The organism is Chryseobacterium culicis (genome assembly GCF_002979755.1).
Classification (GTDB): domain Bacteria; phylum Bacteroidota; class Bacteroidia; order Flavobacteriales; family Weeksellaceae; genus Chryseobacterium; species Chryseobacterium culicis_A.
Genome location: NZ_PCPP01000003.1, coordinates 19,654 through 39,497, shown reverse-complemented (window position 1 = coordinate 39,497; position 19,844 = coordinate 19,654). Strand labels below are relative to the sequence as shown.

Annotated in this window: 18 protein-coding genes; 10 read left to right on the top strand and 8 right to left on the bottom strand. The window is 36.8% G+C overall.

Annotation, left to right across the window (positions count from 1 at the left end; translation table 11 throughout):
* Nucleotides 1–15: 15 nt before the first annotated feature.
* The 3 genes from panB to CQ022_RS16725 form a co-directional block, all read right to left on the bottom strand.
* A complete protein-coding gene (panB, locus tag CQ022_RS16735; RefSeq protein ID WP_105683458.1) occupies nucleotides 16–834 on the bottom strand; it encodes a 3-methyl-2-oxobutanoate hydroxymethyltransferase in 819 nt (272 codons plus the stop codon).
* A 274-nt stretch (nucleotides 835–1,108) separates the two neighbouring features.
* Entirely contained in the window at nucleotides 1,109–2,878 is a 1,770-nt protein-coding gene (locus CQ022_RS16730; protein ID WP_105683457.1) for a flavin monoamine oxidase family protein, read from the bottom strand.
* A 12-nt stretch (nucleotides 2,879–2,890) separates the two neighbouring features.
* Nucleotides 2,891–4,078 carry an FAD-dependent oxidoreductase gene (locus CQ022_RS16725; RefSeq protein WP_105683456.1) on the bottom strand — a complete coding sequence of 396 codons (1,188 nt, stop codon included), beginning with the start codon at nucleotides 4,076–4,078 and terminating at the stop codon, nucleotides 2,891–2,893.
* Between the two features lie 676 nt (nucleotides 4,079–4,754).
* On the opposite strand from CQ022_RS16725, the gene CQ022_RS16720 reads away from it, so the two are divergent.
* The 4 genes from CQ022_RS16720 (at nucleotide 4,755) to CQ022_RS16705 (ending at nucleotide 9,155) form a co-directional block, all read left to right on the top strand.
* Nucleotides 4,755–6,488 carry a sensor histidine kinase gene (locus tag CQ022_RS16720; RefSeq protein WP_105683455.1) on the top strand — a complete coding sequence of 578 codons (1,734 nt, stop codon included), beginning with the start codon at nucleotides 4,755–4,757 and terminating at the stop codon, nucleotides 6,486–6,488.
* Complete coding sequence (locus tag CQ022_RS16715) at nucleotides 6,466–7,119, top strand: response regulator (protein WP_185126822.1); 654 nt, start codon at nucleotides 6,466–6,468, stop codon at nucleotides 7,117–7,119. The genes CQ022_RS16720 and CQ022_RS16715 overlap by 23 nt, the downstream gene beginning before the upstream one ends.
* A 537-nt stretch (nucleotides 7,120–7,656) precedes the next feature.
* Entirely contained in the window at nucleotides 7,657–8,064 is a 408-nt protein-coding gene (locus tag CQ022_RS16710; protein WP_105683454.1) for an ACT domain-containing protein, read from the top strand.
* 140 nt (nucleotides 8,065–8,204) lie between these two features.
* On the top strand, nucleotides 8,205–9,155 hold the full coding sequence (locus CQ022_RS16705) for an alpha/beta fold hydrolase (protein ID WP_105683453.1): 951 nt from the start codon (nucleotides 8,205–8,207) through the stop codon (nucleotides 9,153–9,155).
* Between the two features lie 71 nt (nucleotides 9,156–9,226).
* Here the strand turns inward: CQ022_RS16705 and CQ022_RS16700 are convergent, their stop codons facing one another.
* Both CQ022_RS16700 and CQ022_RS16695 read right to left on the bottom strand, forming a co-directional pair.
* A complete protein-coding gene (locus CQ022_RS16700; protein ID WP_105683452.1) occupies nucleotides 9,227–9,622 on the bottom strand; it encodes a VOC family protein in 396 nt (131 codons plus the stop codon).
* A 108-nt stretch (nucleotides 9,623–9,730) separates the two neighbouring features.
* Nucleotides 9,731–10,417, bottom strand: a complete 687-nt coding sequence (locus tag CQ022_RS16695) for a Crp/Fnr family transcriptional regulator (protein ID WP_105683451.1) — start codon at nucleotides 10,415–10,417, stop codon at nucleotides 9,731–9,733.
* 392 nt (nucleotides 10,418–10,809) lie between these two features.
* On the opposite strand from CQ022_RS16695, the gene CQ022_RS16690 reads away from it, so the two are divergent.
* Nucleotides 10,810–11,535, top strand: a complete 726-nt coding sequence (locus CQ022_RS16690) for a YoaK family protein (protein WP_105683450.1) — start codon at nucleotides 10,810–10,812, stop codon at nucleotides 11,533–11,535.
* Nucleotides 11,536–11,586: 51 nt separating this feature from the next.
* Here CQ022_RS16690 and CQ022_RS16685 read toward each other — a convergent pair whose 3' ends face one another.
* From CQ022_RS16685 to CQ022_RS16675, 3 genes are all read right to left on the bottom strand, one after another.
* Nucleotides 11,587–12,402 (bottom strand): DUF4249 domain-containing protein, encoded by an 816-nt coding sequence (locus CQ022_RS16685; RefSeq protein ID WP_105683449.1) that lies wholly within the window; start codon nucleotides 12,400–12,402, stop codon nucleotides 11,587–11,589.
* Between the two features lie 3 nt (nucleotides 12,403–12,405).
* Nucleotides 12,406–14,736 carry a TonB-dependent receptor gene (locus CQ022_RS16680; RefSeq protein ID WP_105683448.1) on the bottom strand — a complete coding sequence of 777 codons (2,331 nt, stop codon included), beginning with the start codon at nucleotides 14,734–14,736 and terminating at the stop codon, nucleotides 12,406–12,408.
* Between the two features lie 321 nt (nucleotides 14,737–15,057).
* Nucleotides 15,058–16,041, bottom strand: coding sequence for a helix-turn-helix transcriptional regulator (locus CQ022_RS16675; protein ID WP_105683447.1), 984 nt, complete (start codon nucleotides 16,039–16,041; stop codon nucleotides 15,058–15,060).
* A gap of 208 nt (nucleotides 16,042–16,249) precedes the next feature.
* Here CQ022_RS16675 and CQ022_RS16670 point away from each other — a divergent pair, with 208 nt between their 5' ends.
* The 5 genes from CQ022_RS16670 to CQ022_RS16650 all read left to right on the top strand — a co-directional run bounded on the left by CQ022_RS16670 (nucleotide 16,250) and on the right by CQ022_RS16650 (nucleotide 19,705).
* A complete protein-coding gene (locus CQ022_RS16670) occupies nucleotides 16,250–16,969 on the top strand; it encodes a DUF6796 family protein (RefSeq protein ID WP_105683446.1) in 720 nt (239 codons plus the stop codon).
* A gap of 157 nt (nucleotides 16,970–17,126) precedes the next feature.
* Nucleotides 17,127–17,729, top strand: coding sequence for a TlpA family protein disulfide reductase (locus tag CQ022_RS16665; protein WP_105683445.1), 603 nt, complete (start codon nucleotides 17,127–17,129; stop codon nucleotides 17,727–17,729).
* Between the two features lie 37 nt (nucleotides 17,730–17,766).
* On the top strand, nucleotides 17,767–18,330 hold the full coding sequence (locus tag CQ022_RS16660) for a Crp/Fnr family transcriptional regulator (RefSeq protein ID WP_105683444.1): 564 nt from the start codon (nucleotides 17,767–17,769) through the stop codon (nucleotides 18,328–18,330).
* 100 nt (nucleotides 18,331–18,430) lie between these two features.
* Entirely contained in the window at nucleotides 18,431–18,820 is a 390-nt protein-coding gene (locus CQ022_RS16655; protein ID WP_105683733.1) for a RidA family protein, read from the top strand.
* 96 nt (nucleotides 18,821–18,916) lie between these two features.
* The gene (locus CQ022_RS16650) at nucleotides 18,917–19,705 is read left to right on the top strand and encodes an SDR family oxidoreductase (RefSeq protein WP_105683443.1); all 789 of its coding nucleotides are present in this window, start codon (nucleotides 18,917–18,919) and stop codon (nucleotides 19,703–19,705) included.
* Nucleotides 19,706–19,844 lie beyond the last annotated feature (139 nt).

The window sequence follows — 19,844 nt, the reverse complement described above, 5'->3', positions numbered from 1 at the left end:
TTCAAGATTTTTTTATTAATAACTCTCAGTTTTGACAGGGAAATTCATTGTTTTTACATCATCTATGTAGTTCTTTGTAGCTTCTGTCATTACGGTGTGAAGATCTGCGTATCGTCTTAAAAATTTGGGTGAAAAATCTTTATTCATTCCCATTACATCCTGTATGACCAGTACCTGTCCGTCTGTACTCACACCGGCACCTATTCCTATTGTCGGGATAGAAATTTGTTGAGAAATTTGAGCAGCAAGATGAGCCGGTATTTTTTCAAGCAGTATTCCAAATGCTCCTAATTCTTCCATTAAATGGCAATCTTCTATCAGTTTTTTTGCTTCGTCTTCATCTTTTCCTCTTACAGCATACGTTCCATATTTATTGATGGATTGAGGCATTAGCCCTAAATGAGCCATTACAGGAATACCGGCATCAATTATTTTTTTTACATCCTCCCTGATTTCTGCACCACCTTCAATTTTAATAGCATCTGCACCAGTTTCCTGCATCATGCGGATAGCTGCATCAAGAGATTTCAAGGGATTTCCAGACACGGTCCCAAATGGCATATCAGCGATCACCAAAGCTCTTTTGGTACCATTCACTACTGATTTTGTATAATAGATCATTTGATCTAAAGTGATGCTTAATGTCGTTGGATTTCCAATCATTGTATTGGATGCACTATCTCCCACAATGATTACATCAATTCCTGCTTCATCAATGATTTTTGCGGTTGTATAGTCATAAGCCGTCAAAACACTTATTTTTTCGCCTTGCTCCTTCATTTTTTTTAATTGAAGCGTGGTAATCTTTTTCTTATCGTCTTTATGAACTGACATTTTTATGTTTTTTGTTTTACACTAAGTTCCTGTACTTTATATAAATATTATAAAATAACCAATTATATAACTAGTTATGCAAATGTAATAAATTAATAAGTACCATCATAAAAGTATTGAGTTAAAATTATTAATTGTATTTAAAACAATGTCATAGAATATCTTACAGGAAGATTGTCCGTGCAATGATTTACTGTAAATAAGGAAATAATAAAGCTCCGAAATACTCCGGAGCTTTATCTATACATATCATCTTACTATTATGTATTCAAGATTACCATCCTAAATAATAATCAGGATCCAGCCAGTACGGCCAGTCTAATTTATAATGGGTCTGAAGCATTTTTTCCGCTTCACAGAAAGCACCTTCCACCCATCCTTGTTGGTCGGAATAAGCTTCCCCGATAATATGAATCTGCTCATCTATCAGAGGTTTTCTCATATAAGGCATGACATCTTTCACGGAGAAACCTGCTTTCCATGCATGATATCCGGCGCCGTAAGGATCATCGGTCCAGTCTCTGAAATAGGTTACATAAGGCTGTGGAATATCTATACCATGTACTTCTTTCAGCTGGTTTATCAATTCGTTGACCATAAATTCTGTGGCCTGAACATCATCAAATTTGTGTAATTCTTCCATGGATGTAGACTTGTTAGCTCTTACTTTGAACAGAACTTTATCATCAGAAAGTGCTTTCCAGAATGTTTCTGTTTCCATATCACCGTAGCTTCCCAGCAACATTGAATTGTTGTTTTCAGGATCAGTACCGAAATAGTAGCACTGTCTCATCGGTAAGTCTGTAATGGAATGCCCGGAATCAATTCCCAGATCTTTCCACCACGGGCGCTCGAAGCCCATCAGGATTTTAAAGGCAGGTTCCATAATGATAGAACGGATATTTTCATTCAGTTTCTGATGTCTGTTAACATCAAAAAAGAAGTTATTCTGATCCAACAGTTCAAGAGATTTTCTTGGCATACCCAATACTATTGAATTGGCATACACTTTCCACGTTGTATTGCTTTGTATATTCAGGAAAGTAAGTTCATATTTATGAGTATGGATCAAATGATGATCTTTGGTGAAAGTAATCAGCTTATTTTCAGACCAGATGCGTGCTCCTTCATATTCCATATAAGCATTGGCAATTGCATAAGCGATACTGTCATAGCCTTCTTCAATCGTTTTGTAGGTAGTGTTGGCAGAAAAATCTCCTACCATATAAGGAAATGCCTCTGCAGAATTCCAGTTGATGGTATTGGAATAGTATCCTCCGGCATTTGCTAAGAATTCATATCCTTCCTGAGAAACCTGATCTTTGATTAAGTTCCAGAAACCAATATCATTTACCAGGCGTTTGTCATAAGGAGAACCCGGGAAATTGTAAACCATTCTTGGTTTGATGGCATCCCAATCCCTGCTGGTCAGCTTGAAGGTATAATCATAACCGTTAGGATCTTCAATGATTAATTCTTTATAGTTTTCTACTACCCACGGATCCGACATTAAAACATTGTAAATGATTTTATTGAATAGCTGGTCAGAGCTTAAACCTTCGTCATTTTTATTCAGAAAATAACGGGTAATCAGTTTGTTACCCTGATCTTGCTCTTCCGTCCATGCATTTTGTTTGAAACGTTCTTTTCTGATATACATGAAGAGTTTTTCCGGGTTACCCATAGGAAAGAGAACAGGAGTCATCTTATCCTTTAATACGGGTGTTCTTTTGCTCGGATCCTCTTTCAGTGGATAACCTTCTATTAATGTGGTTACAATCTCTTGAGAAGTCAGATAACGCATTCCTCCGAGTTCACCCCAGAAATTCATTCCCGGCATGATTACGGATTCAAGTCTTCCGCCTAACCTGTTACTCATGTCGAAGATCTGTACTTCATGACCTTTATACTTATTGTCTGTTACCAAACGAAAAGCAGTATACAATCCGGAAGTTCCGGCACCGATAATGGCTACTTCTACTTTCAGATCGGGCTGCATTCCCGGATACAGCGGGGTATCTTTATTGACGTTTTTTTGATTCATGGTTCTATAATTTTAAAGTGCTAAGAAATATTTATATCCTAATCGGAATGGAGTAATATCAAAATCAGTATGTCCGTCTAATGCAAGATCCGACATGATTTTACCTAAGAAAGGAGTGAATTTGGCAGCCCATCCGGTGGCATATACCACAATGTTTTTATGGTTGGGAACATAAGGTGGTGCAAAATCAATCAGCAGTTCTTTATTGGGAATTGTACTTAAAGCGATAAGGCATGTTGAAGTATATTCCGGTTCAATACTTAGCCCGGTCATATGGCTTTGTACCCATTCAGAAGTGTAGGCCAGCTCCTGGGGATTTGGAATTAATGTTCTGTCACTTGGTTCTTCCAAAGGTTTGATGACAAAATCTGGGGCTACGCGGATGTATTCCGGATGATCCCATTCCACGGATGGAAAACCATAAAACTGGTTGCCGTTATCTCCTGTTGCATTCTGGAATACAAACCAGGTTGGATATTGTATCGCAGGATCAGTCTTTTTAAAATAAGCAGAAGACATATTCCAGTAAGTGGCTTCTATTTTAAAATCAAGCAGGTTGATAACGCTGTTGATATAAGGTCCGGGAATGATGGCCAGTTTTTTGGCGATATAAACTCCGTTGGGTGTGGTAAGCTCAAAAAGGTCTCCGTTTTGTTTGATCTCCAGCACCGGAGAATTTTCTCTAAGTTCTACGGTTTCTTCTTTTTGGCAAAGACCTAAAAGAGTTTCAATGGTTGCTTTAAAATTAATGCTGGCACCATCCGGCTGAAACAAGCCTGTATAATTTTCCGGAAGGTTTTTGAAATGATATTGTTCTTCAATTTCTTTTGAAGTTAATGTGGTATACGGAACTCCTAATGCTTTTAAAGCTTTTTCAGCTTCAGCAATATTTCCTTCTGTAGAATGTACTTCCGGATCACCAAACCAGAGTGTTCCTACTTTATCAAGCAATTGAGTATCCGTCTTTTTTTGCAGTTCATCCCAATAAGGCAATGCATCCAAAGCCATTTGTACCATATATTCATCCGGATAAGGAATCCGGAACTGGCGTGATACTCCTGCAGAACTGCCGAGCTGATTCACAAAAGTGTACTGTTCCAATACTAATGTTTTTGCCTGGCGCTGGCCAAGATGATAAGCCGTAGCCAGCCCTATTGCTCCTCCGCCAATGACGATTACGTCGTAGTTTTCTGTAATCATAGGTTATTTGTTTTATTTTTTAAATCGTATTGAAGAGAACAGAGAACGTAAAGAGATCAATAGGGAGGAATGTACCACTATTACTGATCTTCAATACGCTCTGAGTTCTATCTGCTACGATAGATTAGGTATAGAGACGAATCTGCCGGTACATGTGCATATTCTGGTTTCCCATTGAATATTGTCACTATTAATAAGCATTTCAAAGTAACAAAGAAGAGGGTATATGTTCTTAGAGTGTAAATGACCAAATGTGGTATGTAGTAGAAATACTTAATGGTGAAAAAACAGGAATTCTGACCCCTCAAAATTACTGATATGATGAGTAGCCGTCTATTGATTTTTCACACGTTATTGATTATATATTATTCGCTAGATATAATAATACAGGCAGATGCAGAATATTTTAGAGCACCCCAACTTTTGCAATTGATCTAAAAAAATAGATTTACGCAGATCAAACTGAATATTTATATGGCGTTTTGATAGAGAAAAAAATTAAATTCTGTGAGTTTTATCAAATATTCATTATTATAAGAAGACAAAAATTACTTTAACTTTGCCAATTGGATGATATACAGCTATTATGAAATTGTTGAAAATAATGGTATATTGTTGAAGGCTAATATCTAATGGACTTATGTAGTCAGGAAATTAATTTAACTGATAAACAAATATGAAATATAAATTCTTAAATTTTAAATTGAGAAAACTTGTTCATTACTCATTGATCTTTTGTATTTTACTGATACAGGTCATTATCGCCATATTTTTTTATAACGAATTTGTTAACGGGAAAAAGCTGAAATTTATTAAAGATCAGCTGGAGGAAAGCCGTGCATTGGGAGGATTGACAGATAATTCGAGGAAAGATTTTCTGGATGCCCAGGAACATCTTCAGAAATATATGGCGACTCAGGATAACGGAGAATTACAGTTATATTTCCAGTCGTTGAGAAAACTTAAAACCAATTTTGATAAAATTGGGGAATATGAAAATACAAGTCCCAGACTGAAAAAGACGTTGTCTCTTCATCGTCAGGATACGGTGAAGACTGCAAAACTGAAAACATTAATAGATTCGGTATACCAGACTTCTCTGAATCCACCTCAAAATATTGAAGATAAACAGTTCGAACCAGCAAAATACAAAAATGATTTTGAAGATTTGAAAATTCAAACCCGTACTTATGCCGATACCATTAAAAAGAAAGGCTTTTTCGGACGTTTAAAAGACGCTGTAACAGGGAAAGTGGATGTTCAGAAAGAAAGTACGGTGATCACGATGACCAACAACAAAACGCTGGATCTTTCTCAGGTTAAATCCAAAATGGACAACACAATAAAGTCTATGGATAAGCATTATGCTGCTGAAGTAAAGAAGGTACAGATGCTTGCCGTTCAAAATCAGAAAAATAACCTGCAGTTTTACAGCAATTTCAGTAAACTTCTGGTGTATAGCAACAGCTTAATAGAAGTGTACGAAAATGCCATCAAGGATTTTAAATCCCAACTGGAAAAAGAATACAATGAACAAAGCTCTAATAATAACAAGATCAGAAGCTATCTGGTATTGGGATTGATGATTCTGATGTTTATTGTGTCCATTCTGATCATGTACTTTACAAGAGTAGCATTTATCTATGAACAAAAGCTTAATGCAGCAAATAAAGAGATTAAAAAGAACCTTAATTTTAAAAACAGGATTCTGGGAATGCTGAGCCATGATCTGAGGTCTCCGTTAAAAATTATCAATATTTTCATAGATAAGATCCACAGAACGACGGAAGATGAAACGATAAAGGATTATCTTAAATCGATCAAATTTACCAATAGTACATTGCTTCTGCAGTCTAATCAGATCTTAGAATACACCAAAAATGAAAATGCTGAAAAAGAACTTATACCCTCAGTTTTCAATCTTAAAGAGGAGATCAGTTCTATTGTAAAGGTGATTACGCCTTATCTGGAAACGAGAAATAACAGGTTTGTGGTAACAGACAGAATTCCGGAGAATCTGAATGTATTTTCGGATAACATCAGAATCAACCAGATTTTTATGAATATTCTCGGAAATGCCAACAAGTTTACAGAAAACGGACAGATTGATCTGGTGATGGCTACGGAATCTCTTGGAGAAAATAAAATTTCCCTGATCACAACGGTAGGAGATACCGGAGTAGGAATATCAGAATCGGATCTTGGTAAAATTTTTGATCCTTATTATCAGGGAATGGTGTCTGATGAGGTGGATAATCTGGGAGCAGGACTTGGGCTTAATCTGGTCAAAGAAATTGTTGAACTTTTCGATGGTGATATATCAGTTGAAAGTAAACTGCACAAAGGAACGAAAGTGACATTCAGGATCAATTTAAATAGTAATAAAAATGGAAACACCAATTCAAAATAAAGAGATTGTTTTCCTGCTTGCAGACGATCACAGCATTGTACGCCAGGGAATGGAAATCGTAATCAGTGATATTATTCCTCACGCTAAGATTTATCAGACTTCATCCTTACATCAGGTATTGGAGATCATAGAGTCAAAAGGAGTAGAAATGGCCGTCATTGATGCCCATTTCCCGGATGGAAACAGTCTTCATATTTTACCTCAGATGAAAAGTGTAAATCCAGATCTTAAAATTTTGATTTTTACAGGACTTGAAGAGGAACTGCATGGCCTTAAATTTATCAAAGCCGGTGCGAATGGCTATCTGAGTAAACTGAGTGAAGAAGAAGAGGTAAGGGAGGCCATTACAACCTTTATCGAGAAAGGAGAATATTTTTCTAATCTTTTACGGGATCTATTGGTACAGCTTGTATACAATCCGGATCTGATAAGTCCACTCAACAGTTTAACCAAAAGAGAACTTCAGATTGCAGAACTTTATGCTGAAGGATATGGAAACCTGGAAATTTCAAACAGCCTGAATATCAAACAAAATACAGTAAGCACCATCAAAAAAAATATCTTTGAAAAACTAAAGATTGAAAATATGGTTGAGCTTGTTGAACTTGTCAAAACCCATCATAAGCTATAGTGTTTTAAGGGGTTATTCACTTCTTATTGTCAGAAAATAATATTTCATCGATAAATATCTATAAGTCGATCGACATGTATCGATGGGGTTTATAGAAGATTTTATGTTGTAATGTTGTTCCTTTGTACTATGAAATTTAAGTAATGAAAAAAGCAACTGAGAAATGCTTTTTGAAGGAATAAAATTTCATACACAAAAAACAACAAATGATGATAGCTATACAAATAATAAATGGATAGTTATAAGAACACAAATGATGAAAATTAATACACACTGATGAAATTAAAAGAAGTGTATGAATAACCTTAAACGGACTTCTTAAAAAAAGCCAAATGATCAAAAAAAAACACAAACACATATAGTGAGGTTCAGTTGATAGGTTACATTACAAACAAAAAGGAGGCAGACAGCCTCTTTTTTTGTTTTTGAACGAGGAATCTATTTTTCTCCCTTTTTTAATTGGATGTTTGAGTGTTTTTTTATCAAATGATAAACAGAATGCTGCCATCTATCCCTTAGTTTTGTATCAAAAAAAAGATGTCAGGAGAAAAAGACTTATCGGTTTTGATTCAGAATATGGAACCTGTATTGAATGCCGGAGAATTTGTGTTTTGCACTGTTGAAACTTTAAACGGAATACCGGATATAGAAAAGATTCTGTTTTTCTTCCGGGAACATGAAGCCATTACCATTGTGCTGGAAAGAACGATAGCCGATGAATGGAAAATGCCCTATAGTTATATTTCTTCATGGATCACGCTCACTATTCATTCCTCTCTGGAAGCCATAGGGCTCACCGCAGCTTTTGCCAATGCCTTGAAAAAGGAAAATATCAGCTGCAATGTGGTTGCCGCTTATTTTCATGATCATATTTTTATAGCGAAAGAAGATGCTGAGAAAGCAATGGAAGCCCTTATTGCATTGAAAAAATCCAAAGAGTTTTAAAAACAGTTTTAGGAATTTTAATTTTCACCTTCAAAAATGTCTAATTAACTCATTAAAATGTCCTGTTGATAAAGCTTTTGAGTGTCCTGCCTGTTTTTGTGTTTTATGTTTGCACCATAATCATACAAAAATAAACTACAATGAAAACAATCAGAAAAATCTCAGCCGTAAGCTTATTATGTTTAACTCTTTTTACCGTAGTGACCGTATCCTGCACGGAAGAAAATGAGCCTCCCACGACGACACAGGAGGTACAAAACAGAAACCACCAAACGGCCAAGACCCAATTCATAACGGTTAAAGGAAATGCCATTGCATATCGTGTGCTGGGAAAAGAAGACGGCATTCCATTGGTACTGTTGCCGGGGTTAGGAGGCTCAATGGATGACTGGGATCCTGCAGTGACAGACGGACTGGCAAAAAAGTATAAAGTAATTATCTTTGACAATAAAGGAGTGGCTTCCTCAAAAGGAACAACCCCGAATACTGTTCAGGCAATGGCTGACGATGCCGTAGATTTTATCAAAGCTTTAAATTTGACCCAAGTGAATATCATGGGGTTTTCTATGGGAGGATTTGTTGCCCAGAGAATTGTGCTGACCAATCCGTCACTGATCAACAAAGTAATTTTAACAGGAACAGGTCCGCAAGGAGCAATCGGATTGTCGAATCTGCCTAATATTATTGCAGGAACAGCCGGATTAAGTCCCGAAGCTTCCTATCTGAAATTTGGGTTTACAGAATCTGCTCAAAGTACAGGAGAAGGTAAAGCATCTTTCGCAAGAGTTCAGCTTCGTACCACAGACAGAGATCTTCCATTAAATGATGCTGCTTCCAACGCACAGTTTACGGCGGTTTTGAGCTGGGCTCAACCCAATGCTGATGCTCTTACGGAAATTGAAAAAATCAAAAAACCGGTATTAATTGTTCATGGTGAAAATGATCTTCCGGTATCGGTTCAGAATGCTAAAAATATGGCTCAGCATTTAGATGATGCAGAACTGGTTATATTTCCGGACTCAGGCCATGCTTCTTTTTATCAGTATCATGATACTTTTGTAGCGAAAGCCATTGAATTCCTTGGGAAATAAGAGTGAATTTTAAAATTAGAACAAAAACCTCGTTGATGAACAGCGAGGTTTTATTTTTATTGAAGAAAGGTTTAGCTGAACTTCTTTACAGCCTCATCACTTACAGGAGTAAAAAAGTTTATCATATTTCCATCCGGATCACAGAACAGAAGTGATCGGTTTCCCCAAGGCATGGTTGTTGGCTCCTGAATAATTTCAGAAGCTATATTTTTGATTCTTTCATATTCTTCATCTACATTTTTAACCAGAAATTCGATAATGATTGATTTTGTTCCTGCGAAATCTGTCAGACCCTCCGAAAACATTTTCATCGTTCGGGTACTTCCGATGGCAATGGTAATGGAGTCAGCAGAAAGTTCTGCAAAATCTTCAGTATACCATCGGGCAGATAATCCAATAGCCTGTTCATAAAATTCTACTGCTGCTTTGATGTCTTTACTGATGAGTCTTAATGAGGTAAGTTTCATAAGGTATTTTGTTTGAATTAATTTGAAACAAAGGTAATAGACACTTATGACAACAGGCTGTCAGTAGAGAACTGAGGATTTTAAATGTTCATTTTTAAGAAGATAAAATTAATAGAAATTAGCAATATGAATCAATCGCTTAAAGTCGATGATCTGTATTTTCCTTCCTTCAGATCTGATTAATTTTTCCTGTTTAAAATCATTGATGATGCGGGCCAAAGTTTCTCTGGCAGTTCCCACCATATTGGCAAGATCCACACGGGAAAGAGAAATGAATACTTCATCATCAGGAGCATCATTTGATGTATACTTATCGTGAAGAATCAGTAAACTGAGAGCCGCTCTTTCCCGTACTGTACGATGAGACAGAACAGCGATAAGATTTGCCATCACACTGAATTCATGACTTAAAGATTTCAGCAGCAGCCTTGAAAGAACGGATGACTGACTGAGGATATCCATAAAATTGTCTTTAGAAATAAATGAGATAACAGAATTTTCCAGCGTTGAGGTGGTATCTCCATAAGATTCATTGCTCAGAATAGCAGAATACCCGAAAAATTCACCGGAGCTGTAAATGTAAATAATCTGTTCCCTTCCGTCATTATCAACCTTGTATTTCTTTATTTTCCCTTCGTTAAGATAGTAAACGCCATTAGGCTTTGTCCCGTCTGTAAATATAGGCTCATTTTTACGGTAGTTTTTGGTTTTCATCGCTCCTGTAAGAAGATTCTTATCATATTCAGGGAGTTCATCAAAAAGATACTGATTATTAAAAATAAATTTTGAGATCATAATTTTACTTTACATGATGTTGAATCTACGCTCAGTTTTTAACTTAAATCACATTTTAAGCCGATCTATATCACAAGCTTTTCTTCCTGAACGGATTACTTTTACAAAAGTAATAAAATTGATTCTGAAATAGGGTACAGAACATTTTGAAGCGGCCTGTAAAAGCTATTTTTGCTTCATTTGCAGACTCATTGTTTATTACAAAAAAATAGAATTTTATGGTAAAAAGGATGTAGTAAATCTATATAGAACACTGGATAAATATTTAAGCGGATATGTTTTTCACAGCTGTATGCTGACATTTCTTATTTATTTTTTTACTTATTTATCTTATCCAGCTGTTTTTAAGTTATAAAAGATAACATGAGATACCAGCCTTACAGAAGTTTAAAATGTTCAGACACAGAGGGAAAAACAGAACTTATTTTCACAATCTCAAACTGGCTTCAGCCCTGTCATTTGTTGCCGGGATCGTGAATATTGTAGGTGTTTTATCTGTTAAAGTACTTACCACTAATATAACGGGGCATTTTGCCTTCTTTTCCGAAGAGATTCTTCTCGATCATTATAGCGAAGCCTTTACTTACTTTATCTTCATTCTATGTTTTCTGGGAGGAGCTTTCTGTTCAAGTTTTATGGTTGAATTTTCGTTCGGGCGCAGAATGTTCCGTCCGCATCTCATCCCTTTGATTACCGAAATTCTGATATTGGGTTTTGTGGGAATAGCAGATGATAAGACACTCGGAATCTCAATATCTCCTTATACTATTGCGGGACTTTTACTTTTTGCCATGGGCGTTCAGAATTCATTGGTGACGAGAGTATCCCAGTCTGTAGTGAGAACCACTCATCTTACGGGATTGTTTACCGATCTGGGAATAGAGCTTTCAAAACTGTTTTTTAAGGAGCGGGAAAATGAACAGCGTCAGCTTAAAAAGAATATCACCCTGAAACTGGTCATTATTGCCTGCTTTTTTTCGGGATGTATGATGGGTGGTTTTGTTTATAGTATGATCTATTTAAAAACACTGATTGCAACTGCAGGATTGCTGTTTTGTGTAATCAGGTATGATAAACTCCTGTACAGGTATTACGCTTTAAAAAGGAGATTAAGATAGAACGGAGAATAAAAAAAGGATATTCCGTAGTGGGAATATCCTTTTTTACATTTATGGAGTAACAGGCTGGATGACAAAAGTCTCCGTATCTGTTGTATGAGCTGAAAAGTATCCCAATGCTCCATTGCTGATGTTACTTGGAGGATTGGCTGGAGTAGCGGTTCCGCCATTGCCGCCGGAAATCTGAAGTAAGGCACTGTAATAAGTGAATATGTTGGTGTCGATAGACTGCATTTCCACATGGATTTTATCACCTACTACCACTTCGTGGTCTCTGCCTTTATTATCGTCATTAGGGAGAATCAAAGGCTGTTGGTTAGGCAATCCGTTGTTCACATTGTCTGAAAAAGTATTCATGTATTTTTTGGGAAGATCATTGATCGTAAAACTAAAAAGATAACGGTTTCCCAGTGGCATTGGATCTGTAAAGAGTGGTAACAGGGTATAAGTGATTTTATCTCCAAATTTAAAGGAACTCTGTTTCAATCCATCGAAATAGACTACTTCAGGCATTGTACTTTGAGCAGTATACTGTTTTCCCTCGGCCTGTACCTTCAGGGTATAGGTTCTGCCAGGCTCTCCGGCGAAAGTTGTCGTTTGATACATACCGTTTCCTGCATAATGAAGGGTTTCGGTTTGTCCCATATCATCACTTAGAATGACCTGAGCTCCCGTGACCGCCGGATATTGATTCGGTTCTGAGAAACTTACTGATTTTGTTATTTTTACCGTATAAGGTCCGGATTGATTGGTTATATTTCCTTCAATAACAATATTCCCGCTTTGATCATTCAGATCCAGATCAATCTCCTTTTCACAAGAGGTTAATGCAAAAAGAGATACTATGATATAAAATGTATTTTTCATGATTTAGAATTTGAAGTTATAAGTGATGTTGGGTACCCAGCGGAATAAAGAGGTCTGCATGGCACGCGTAGTTCCGGGACGGTCTGGATTGTCTTCGAAATTAATAGTGTAAGCATTTTCACGGCCATAAAGATTGTAAATACCGAATGTCCATGAACCACGGAAGCGTTTATTGGAACTTGGTTCATACGTTGCACTCAGATCCATTCTGTGATAGGCCGGCATTCTGTCAGCATTTCTGTTGCTGTACTGGAAGATCGTTTGTCCGTTCAACTCATATTTTCCGGTAGGGAAGGTAACCGCATTTCCTGTGCTGTACACAAACAATCCTGAAAAACTCCATTTTGGATTAAGCTGGTAAGTAGCAACAATAGAAAGATCGTGAGTCTTATCCATTCTGGCATTATACCACTCATTATTATTGATTCCGTTAATCTTTCTTTCTGTTTTAGAGAGCGTATAGGAAATCCATCCTGTCAGTTTTCCGCTTTTCTTTTTGGCAATAAGTTCCAGACCGTAGGCTCTTCCTTTTCCAAATAACAGTTCACTTTCTACATCGGATCCAGTGTCAAAACCAATCTGAGCCCCATTTTTGAAGTCGATCTGGTTTTTCATATCTTTATAATAAACTTCAGCATTCAATTCATAATTATTGTTGTTGAAATTCCTGCTGTAGCCCACACTGATCTGATCTGCAATTTCCGGTTTTACCGTATAGCTGCTTCCTATCCACTGATCGGTAGGATTTCCGCTGTTGCTGTTGCTTAAAAGATGAAGATTCTGGGTGTTTCGGGAATATCCTCCTTTTACACTGCTGACTTCGTTGATGCGATAGTTGGCACTAATACGCGGTTCAATATTCACATATGTTTTCCCGAATTTTCCTTTCTCTAAAAACTGGCTGTCGGTAAGCACACCATTCTCATAGGTATTGAATGTATCGCCTCCCAATACACTGAACATGGAAAGCCTTGCCCCATAATTGATGGTTAGCTTTTCTGTTGCTTTATAATCATCATTGATGTACACGGCATTTTCCCACGAGTATCTCGGATTTCTTGTAAAACTGCTCACCGTAGTTCCGGAAGCACTGCTCGGAGTTAGCGTATGATAAATAGACTGCAGACCGAAACGTACAGAGTGTTTGTTTCCGGCAAACCAGGTAAAGTCCTGCTTAAGATTCCAGTCACGGATTTTCGAATTTAAATCAAATACGGTATCATCATTTTTTAGACTGATTTTATAATCATAATTGCTGTAGATGAAAGAGGTATTGGAGAATAATTTACTGCTGATGATGCTGTTCCATCTCAACGTTGCCGTTGTATTTCCCCAATCTGTATTGAAAGTATCTCCCAGTCCCAAAACATCTCTTCCGAAATATCCGGAAAGGTAAATACGGTTGTTTTCATTGATCTGATAATTGGCTTTCAGATTGAGATCATAAAAATATAACTTGTTGTCTTTATAATCTTTATTGGTTTTCAGGAACAAATCGGCATAGGTTCTTCTTCCTGAAACAATGAATGAAGATTTTTCCTTTTGAATAGGACCTTCTACACTCAGTCTGCTGCTGATCAGACCAATTCCTCCGTTGATGTTATAATCTTTATTGTTTCCGTCTTTCATTTTAACATCCAGCACAGAAGAAAGTCGGCCTCCATATTGAGCCGGACTGTTTCCTTTAATGATGCTGGCATCTTTCAGGGCATCACTGTTGAATGTACTGAAAAACCCAAGAAGGTGAGAGGCGTTATAAACCGGAGCTTCATCCAGTAATATCAGGTTTTGGTCGGTAGCACCACCTCTTACACTGAAACCACTGCTTCCTTCACCGTTACTTTTAATACCCGGTAAAAGCTGTATGGTTTTCATGACATCCTTTTCTCCAAAAAGAACAGGAAGTTTTTCTATATTTTTAATACTCAGCGTTTCTGCTCCCATTTGCGCTGAGGTTAAGTTTTTATCCTTTTTGATTCCGGTTATTACCACTTCATCAATCGCTTTTGCTTCTGTCTCCGCAGGAAGAAGAGGTAGATCAAGCTTTATATTCTGGTCTACTTTGATCTGCTGTTCAAAATCTCTATATCCAGGGTAAGAAATAATAAGGGTATAATTCCCTTCAGGCAGTGAAAGGGAATAAAAGCCATATTCATTGGCAACAACATTGATGGTGGGATCTTCGCTTACTTTTACAGATACTCCGATGAGCAATTCACCGTTTTTTTTGTCTTTCACGGTTCCACTTACAGAATAGTTTTGTTGGGCCATTGCCAGGGTACTGAAACAGAGTGCAGCGGTGGCAGCGGTGATTTTTAGAAAGGATGTTTGCATTAGTTTATTTTAAAGTAGTAGATCTCTTGTATATGAATTAATGTTTTGATGATGTACGATTAGTTGGATGAACAGAGGATTTGTTACACGTAACAATTTAATTATGAAATAAATCCATTGAAAAAACAGGTTTTTGAAAATTGTAATAGCAAGGATAAAATAAGACTGTTACACAAAAAATAATATTATGCATTGTATATTGATTTATTGTTGTTTTTCAATGGATTTTGTTAAAAACAAATTATTAACGATGATGAGTTGAATTTTATTATGGTCAGGTATAAGAAATCGATCAGAAAGAGCTCAAAAGCGTGCTGGCTGTTACCTGTTTCTGAGTTTGCTGGGTACTATGTTAAATTTTCGCTTAAATGCTGCTGAAAAATGTCTTGGGTTTTTATAACCGATATTGTCGGAAATTTCACTGATATTCAGATTGCTGTCGAGAAGCAGTTTTTTTGCCTGTGCCATTTTGAGATCATTCCAGAATCCAAATACGGTAGTCCCGAAAATTTCTTTAAAGCCTTTCTTCAGGGTAAATTCATTAGTTCCTACCAGATGGGCAAGGTCATTCAGTGAACTATCTGCATTCAGATTATTGATAATATAATCTCTTACATCGTACATTTTTTCAATATCTTTTTTCTGAAGAGAAGAAGGGAAGGAGTCACGGTCAAAAAAATGTTCAAGCTGTAACAGAAGAAGTTCACTTACTTTGGCTTCAAGATAGATTCGTTTGAATATACCTTTTCTGCTGCAATGCATAATGTCATTCAGGATCTGATACATTTCCTGGGTAATACGGTTGTGTTCCGGCTGGAGGAGAGAGGAATTTTGTCTTTCGATCGAGTTTCTGAATATTTCAAATACTCCCGAATGCTCAGGCAGAAATTTTTTAAAGAATTCCGGAGCCAGATTGATTTCAAATAAATGCATTTCCGGGCCTTCAAATTCCATTCTGCCTTCCATATGATGGGCATAAATAATATTGTGCTGATAGCTGTCAAATGCTACAGTTTTCTGGAAGTTACCTGAAATCGCCTTACTTTTTCCTTTAAGGGTAAAATGCATTTCTACCGAATCAAAATCACTTTCCAGGTACAGCTGAAGCCGCTTCGGCAATAAAATATTTCCGAAACTGATATGAACGTTGGCGAAACTTATTTCGTGATAAAAACCATTTCCATAGGGAGGAAAGAGCTGGGTGATGCATTCCTGAATTTCCCCGTCATTAAAGAAATAAGGAGCAGGATAATTCTTCTCCATCAGTAGGTTTCCAAAGTTTTTATCATATAGTCTTACTGTCATTTTGCTTCCCTTTTTAGAATTTCCTTTTTGCGGACTTTTTATTCCGTTTTACGTACCCATCCTGTTACCTATTTAGGGTAGTTTTGCACAAAGATAATTATTATTTAGAATTGTTCTTAATAATAAAAATTCACTTTTCTAATTCCTCATGAAGAACCTATACAAAGGAATGATGTAAAGTTTGCTAACCATTAATGATATAAAAATTATGAAATTTTCAGCCAAAATAAACTGGTCTTTTGCAGCTGCCATAGCCGTTTCAGTATGTTGGATCATCGGTGATGTGTATGTTGCCGGATTTGATCCGGATCCTTCAGATTATCCATTATTTTCAAAGACCTATGCAGATCAGGTAAATGTTGAATTTGCCACTTTAATGTTGGAAGGTTCCTCTTCCAGATTGATGTTTGGAGCTTTGATCGGAGCGCTTACTGGTCCTTTGCTGCTTCCTGCCACATGGCTGGTGTATCAGTTTTTCAAAGATACCCAGAAATGGTATGCAGTCTTTGTCTATTGGATTTTATTGGCCGGGGCAGTTTTGTCGCCTTTAGGGCATGCCGGATTCTTCTATGTTGGAGAGATTTATAAGGCGGTTTATCACACCGATTCAGTTGCTCATCCTTATCTTCTGGAAACAGGAAGAGGTTTTATGAAAATGCTGAATATCGCATGGGGAATGGCTATTGGAGTACTGGCGGTGGGCTGGATTTCATTGGCTGTATGTATTCTTTTAAATAAAACACTGTTGCCGAGATGGATGGCTTTGCTGACTCCATTTGTACTGACTTTATGTATTATCCCTATAAAAGGACTCTTACCGCTTCCATTTTCTGGTTGGGTGGGAGGTGCAATATTCAATATTGCCTATCTGACATTTTTCAGTTCGCTCCTTTTTATTTTCAGAAAGAAACTGTTGAATAAAATATAGCTTTTAAAGAATCTTACCATGATCATAACTTAAAGTAAAAACACAGAGAAAGGCCTTTAAATTTAAGTATTTGAAGGCTTTTTATTGTAAAAACAATTCTTCCGGATTTTTGATCAAAATATTAATCTTATATTGGCTAAGAATTAAGCGGAAGAAAATGGAAAATCTGAAAACATGGCTAAGGAAAAATGTTTCTACTATAATACTCACGGTATTGTTTATTGTCATCTTAGTGAATAAAGATGCAAAAGTTTGGCTGATGAGACAGGTTGCTTCCACAGGAATTCTCAATTCCAGCATATCAGAACCAAAAGAACCACAAAATAATTCAACCAGAGTTTCCTATGCCGGATTTATTCTGAAAAATGAGGATGAAAAGATCATAGATATTTCTGCCTTCCGGAATAAAGTAGTTTTCATTAACTTTTGGGCATCATGGTGTCCTCCGTGCAGAGCAGAGTTCCCATCTGTCCAGAAACTATATGATCAATATAAAAACAATCCTGATATGGTATTTCTTACCGTAAATCTTGATGATAATGTTGCCTTAGGAAAATCTTATTTAAGAAAAGAAGGCTTCACGGTTCCTTTTCTGGTGCCGGCTGGAAATATTCCTGCTGTACTGTATAGCGGTTCTTTGCCTACTACTGTTGTTCTGGATAAAAAAGGGGAAATCCGTTTGTATCATAAAGGATTTGCAGATTATAGTAAAGATTCATTTTATAAACAGATGGACGAACTGTTGAAAGAGAAACCTTAGGATTAAATTGTAATTTTATAGGGTAAAGAAACTGAATATGCTGGATCAGCTGCGAAACCACATCGAAAAAATAACTCCTCTTAATGATGATGAATTTGAATTCATATCATCCTGTTTCACCTATAAAAAATATAAAAAGCATCAGTTTTTAGTGCAGGAAGGAGAAGCAGTACCTTACAATTATTTTGTATTGAAAGGCTTGCTGAAGTTGGTGTATACAGACAAAACAGGGAAAGAACATATTGTAGGGTTTGCCATGGAAGACTGGTGGGAAACAGATTTTCCCGCTTATTATCAACAAAATACAGCAACCATGTCTGTGGAATGTATAGAAGATACAGAAGTATTATGCCTTACGTTAGCTGATTACAAAAAACTCTGTGCCCAACTTCCAAAACTGGAGCATTTCTTCCTTGAAAAAGCTTATATGGGTTTCATTTCGGCCCAGCAGCGTACTATTTCCATGATGACAACGGGAATAAAAGAACGGTATGACCAGCTTTTGAAAAAATATCCATCTCTTGTACAGCGCGTTCCGAAGTCTCTTTTAGCAGCTTATTTAGGTGTTTCCAGAGAAACGTTAAGCCGCCTGCCTCTGTAAAGTGATTATGCTCACATGATAATCGTGATCCGGATCACACGAATTTACTGCATCTGTTGTGCAATTTTGTATGGTAATAACAGATAACAAATTCAATACAATGGAAAAAAGAACAGTTAATCCATGGAAATGGCAGGAGGAGAGAAGCTACTCACAAGCTGTAGAAGTAAAAAATGTTGAAAGTACTTTATACTGCTCCGGACAGGCAGCTATTGATCCTGATGGAATATCCAGTGATAAAGATATGAAATCTCAGCTGGAACAGGCTATTGCCAATCTGGAAGAGGTGATCAGCTCCGCAGGATATGAATGTGGAAATATAGTAAGATTAAATATCTATACAACTTCTACTGAAGAGCTCTGGCCTCACTTTCCCATTCTCCAGGAGTGGATTGCAAGGCATAAGCTTCAACAGGCCGTAACAATGCTTGAAGTAAAAGGTTTGTTTGAAACTTTAAAGGTGGAACTTGAAGCTACAGCCGTAAAATAAATGAGAAACAGAGCTTAAAAAATTAAACCTTCAAAATATAATTTGGAGGTTTTTTCTTACATTTATCCTATACCAATTAGTATATCCAAAGATCATATGAATATTCAACTTTTTTCAAAAAATGCTTTAGTAGGAGGAGCAACCCAGGGAATAGGAGCAGGAATTGCTTTAGAACTGGCAAAATGTGGCGCTAATGTTACCGTTATGGCTCGTAATGAAACAAAACTTAAAGCCTTTGTTTCTTCACTGCCGGTCATCACTTCTGATCAGAAACACAGCTATCTGGTCGCTGACTTTTCGGATTTTGAAAGGTATAAGAAAATAATAGCAGGATATTTCAATGATCATTCCGTAGATATTCTGGTTAATAATACCAATGGACCGGAACCTGGTTTAGCACAGGATAAGAATGCCGAGGATTATCAGAAAGCATTTGATCTTCTTTTTAAAACAGTTTGTGAAACAACATTATGGGCTCTGCCTCATATGATTAAACAGGGAAATGGGCGTATCATCAATGTTTCCTCTTTATCAGTAAAAGAACCGATCGGAAACCTGGCCTTATCAAATTCTATCCGCTCTGCAGTAATGGCCTGGGCAAAAACACTTTCCAATGAGATTGCCGAACATAATATTACAGTAAATAATGTTTTAACAGGGTATTTCGATACTGAACGAATTCAAAAACTGGTTGCGCATGAAGCTCAGCAAACGGGCGCTCCGGCAGAAGAAATAAGAATGGCGAGGGAAAATAAAATTCCTATGAAAAGATTCGGAAAACCTGAAGAATATGGACATCTTGTAGCTTTTCTCGCTTCAGAATATGCAGGCTATCTTACCGGAACAAGTATTCCTTTGGATGGAGGCTTGAATAATACGTATTAAAATTTTACCATTTAAGAAATATAAATTCTTTTAAACCACAAAAGTCACAAAAGTTTTTGAATTTGTTTCTAAGCTTCTATTTTGAGTGTTAAAGTACACTTAAGTTATTTGAAGTCTTTGATTTACTTCTTCTTATATG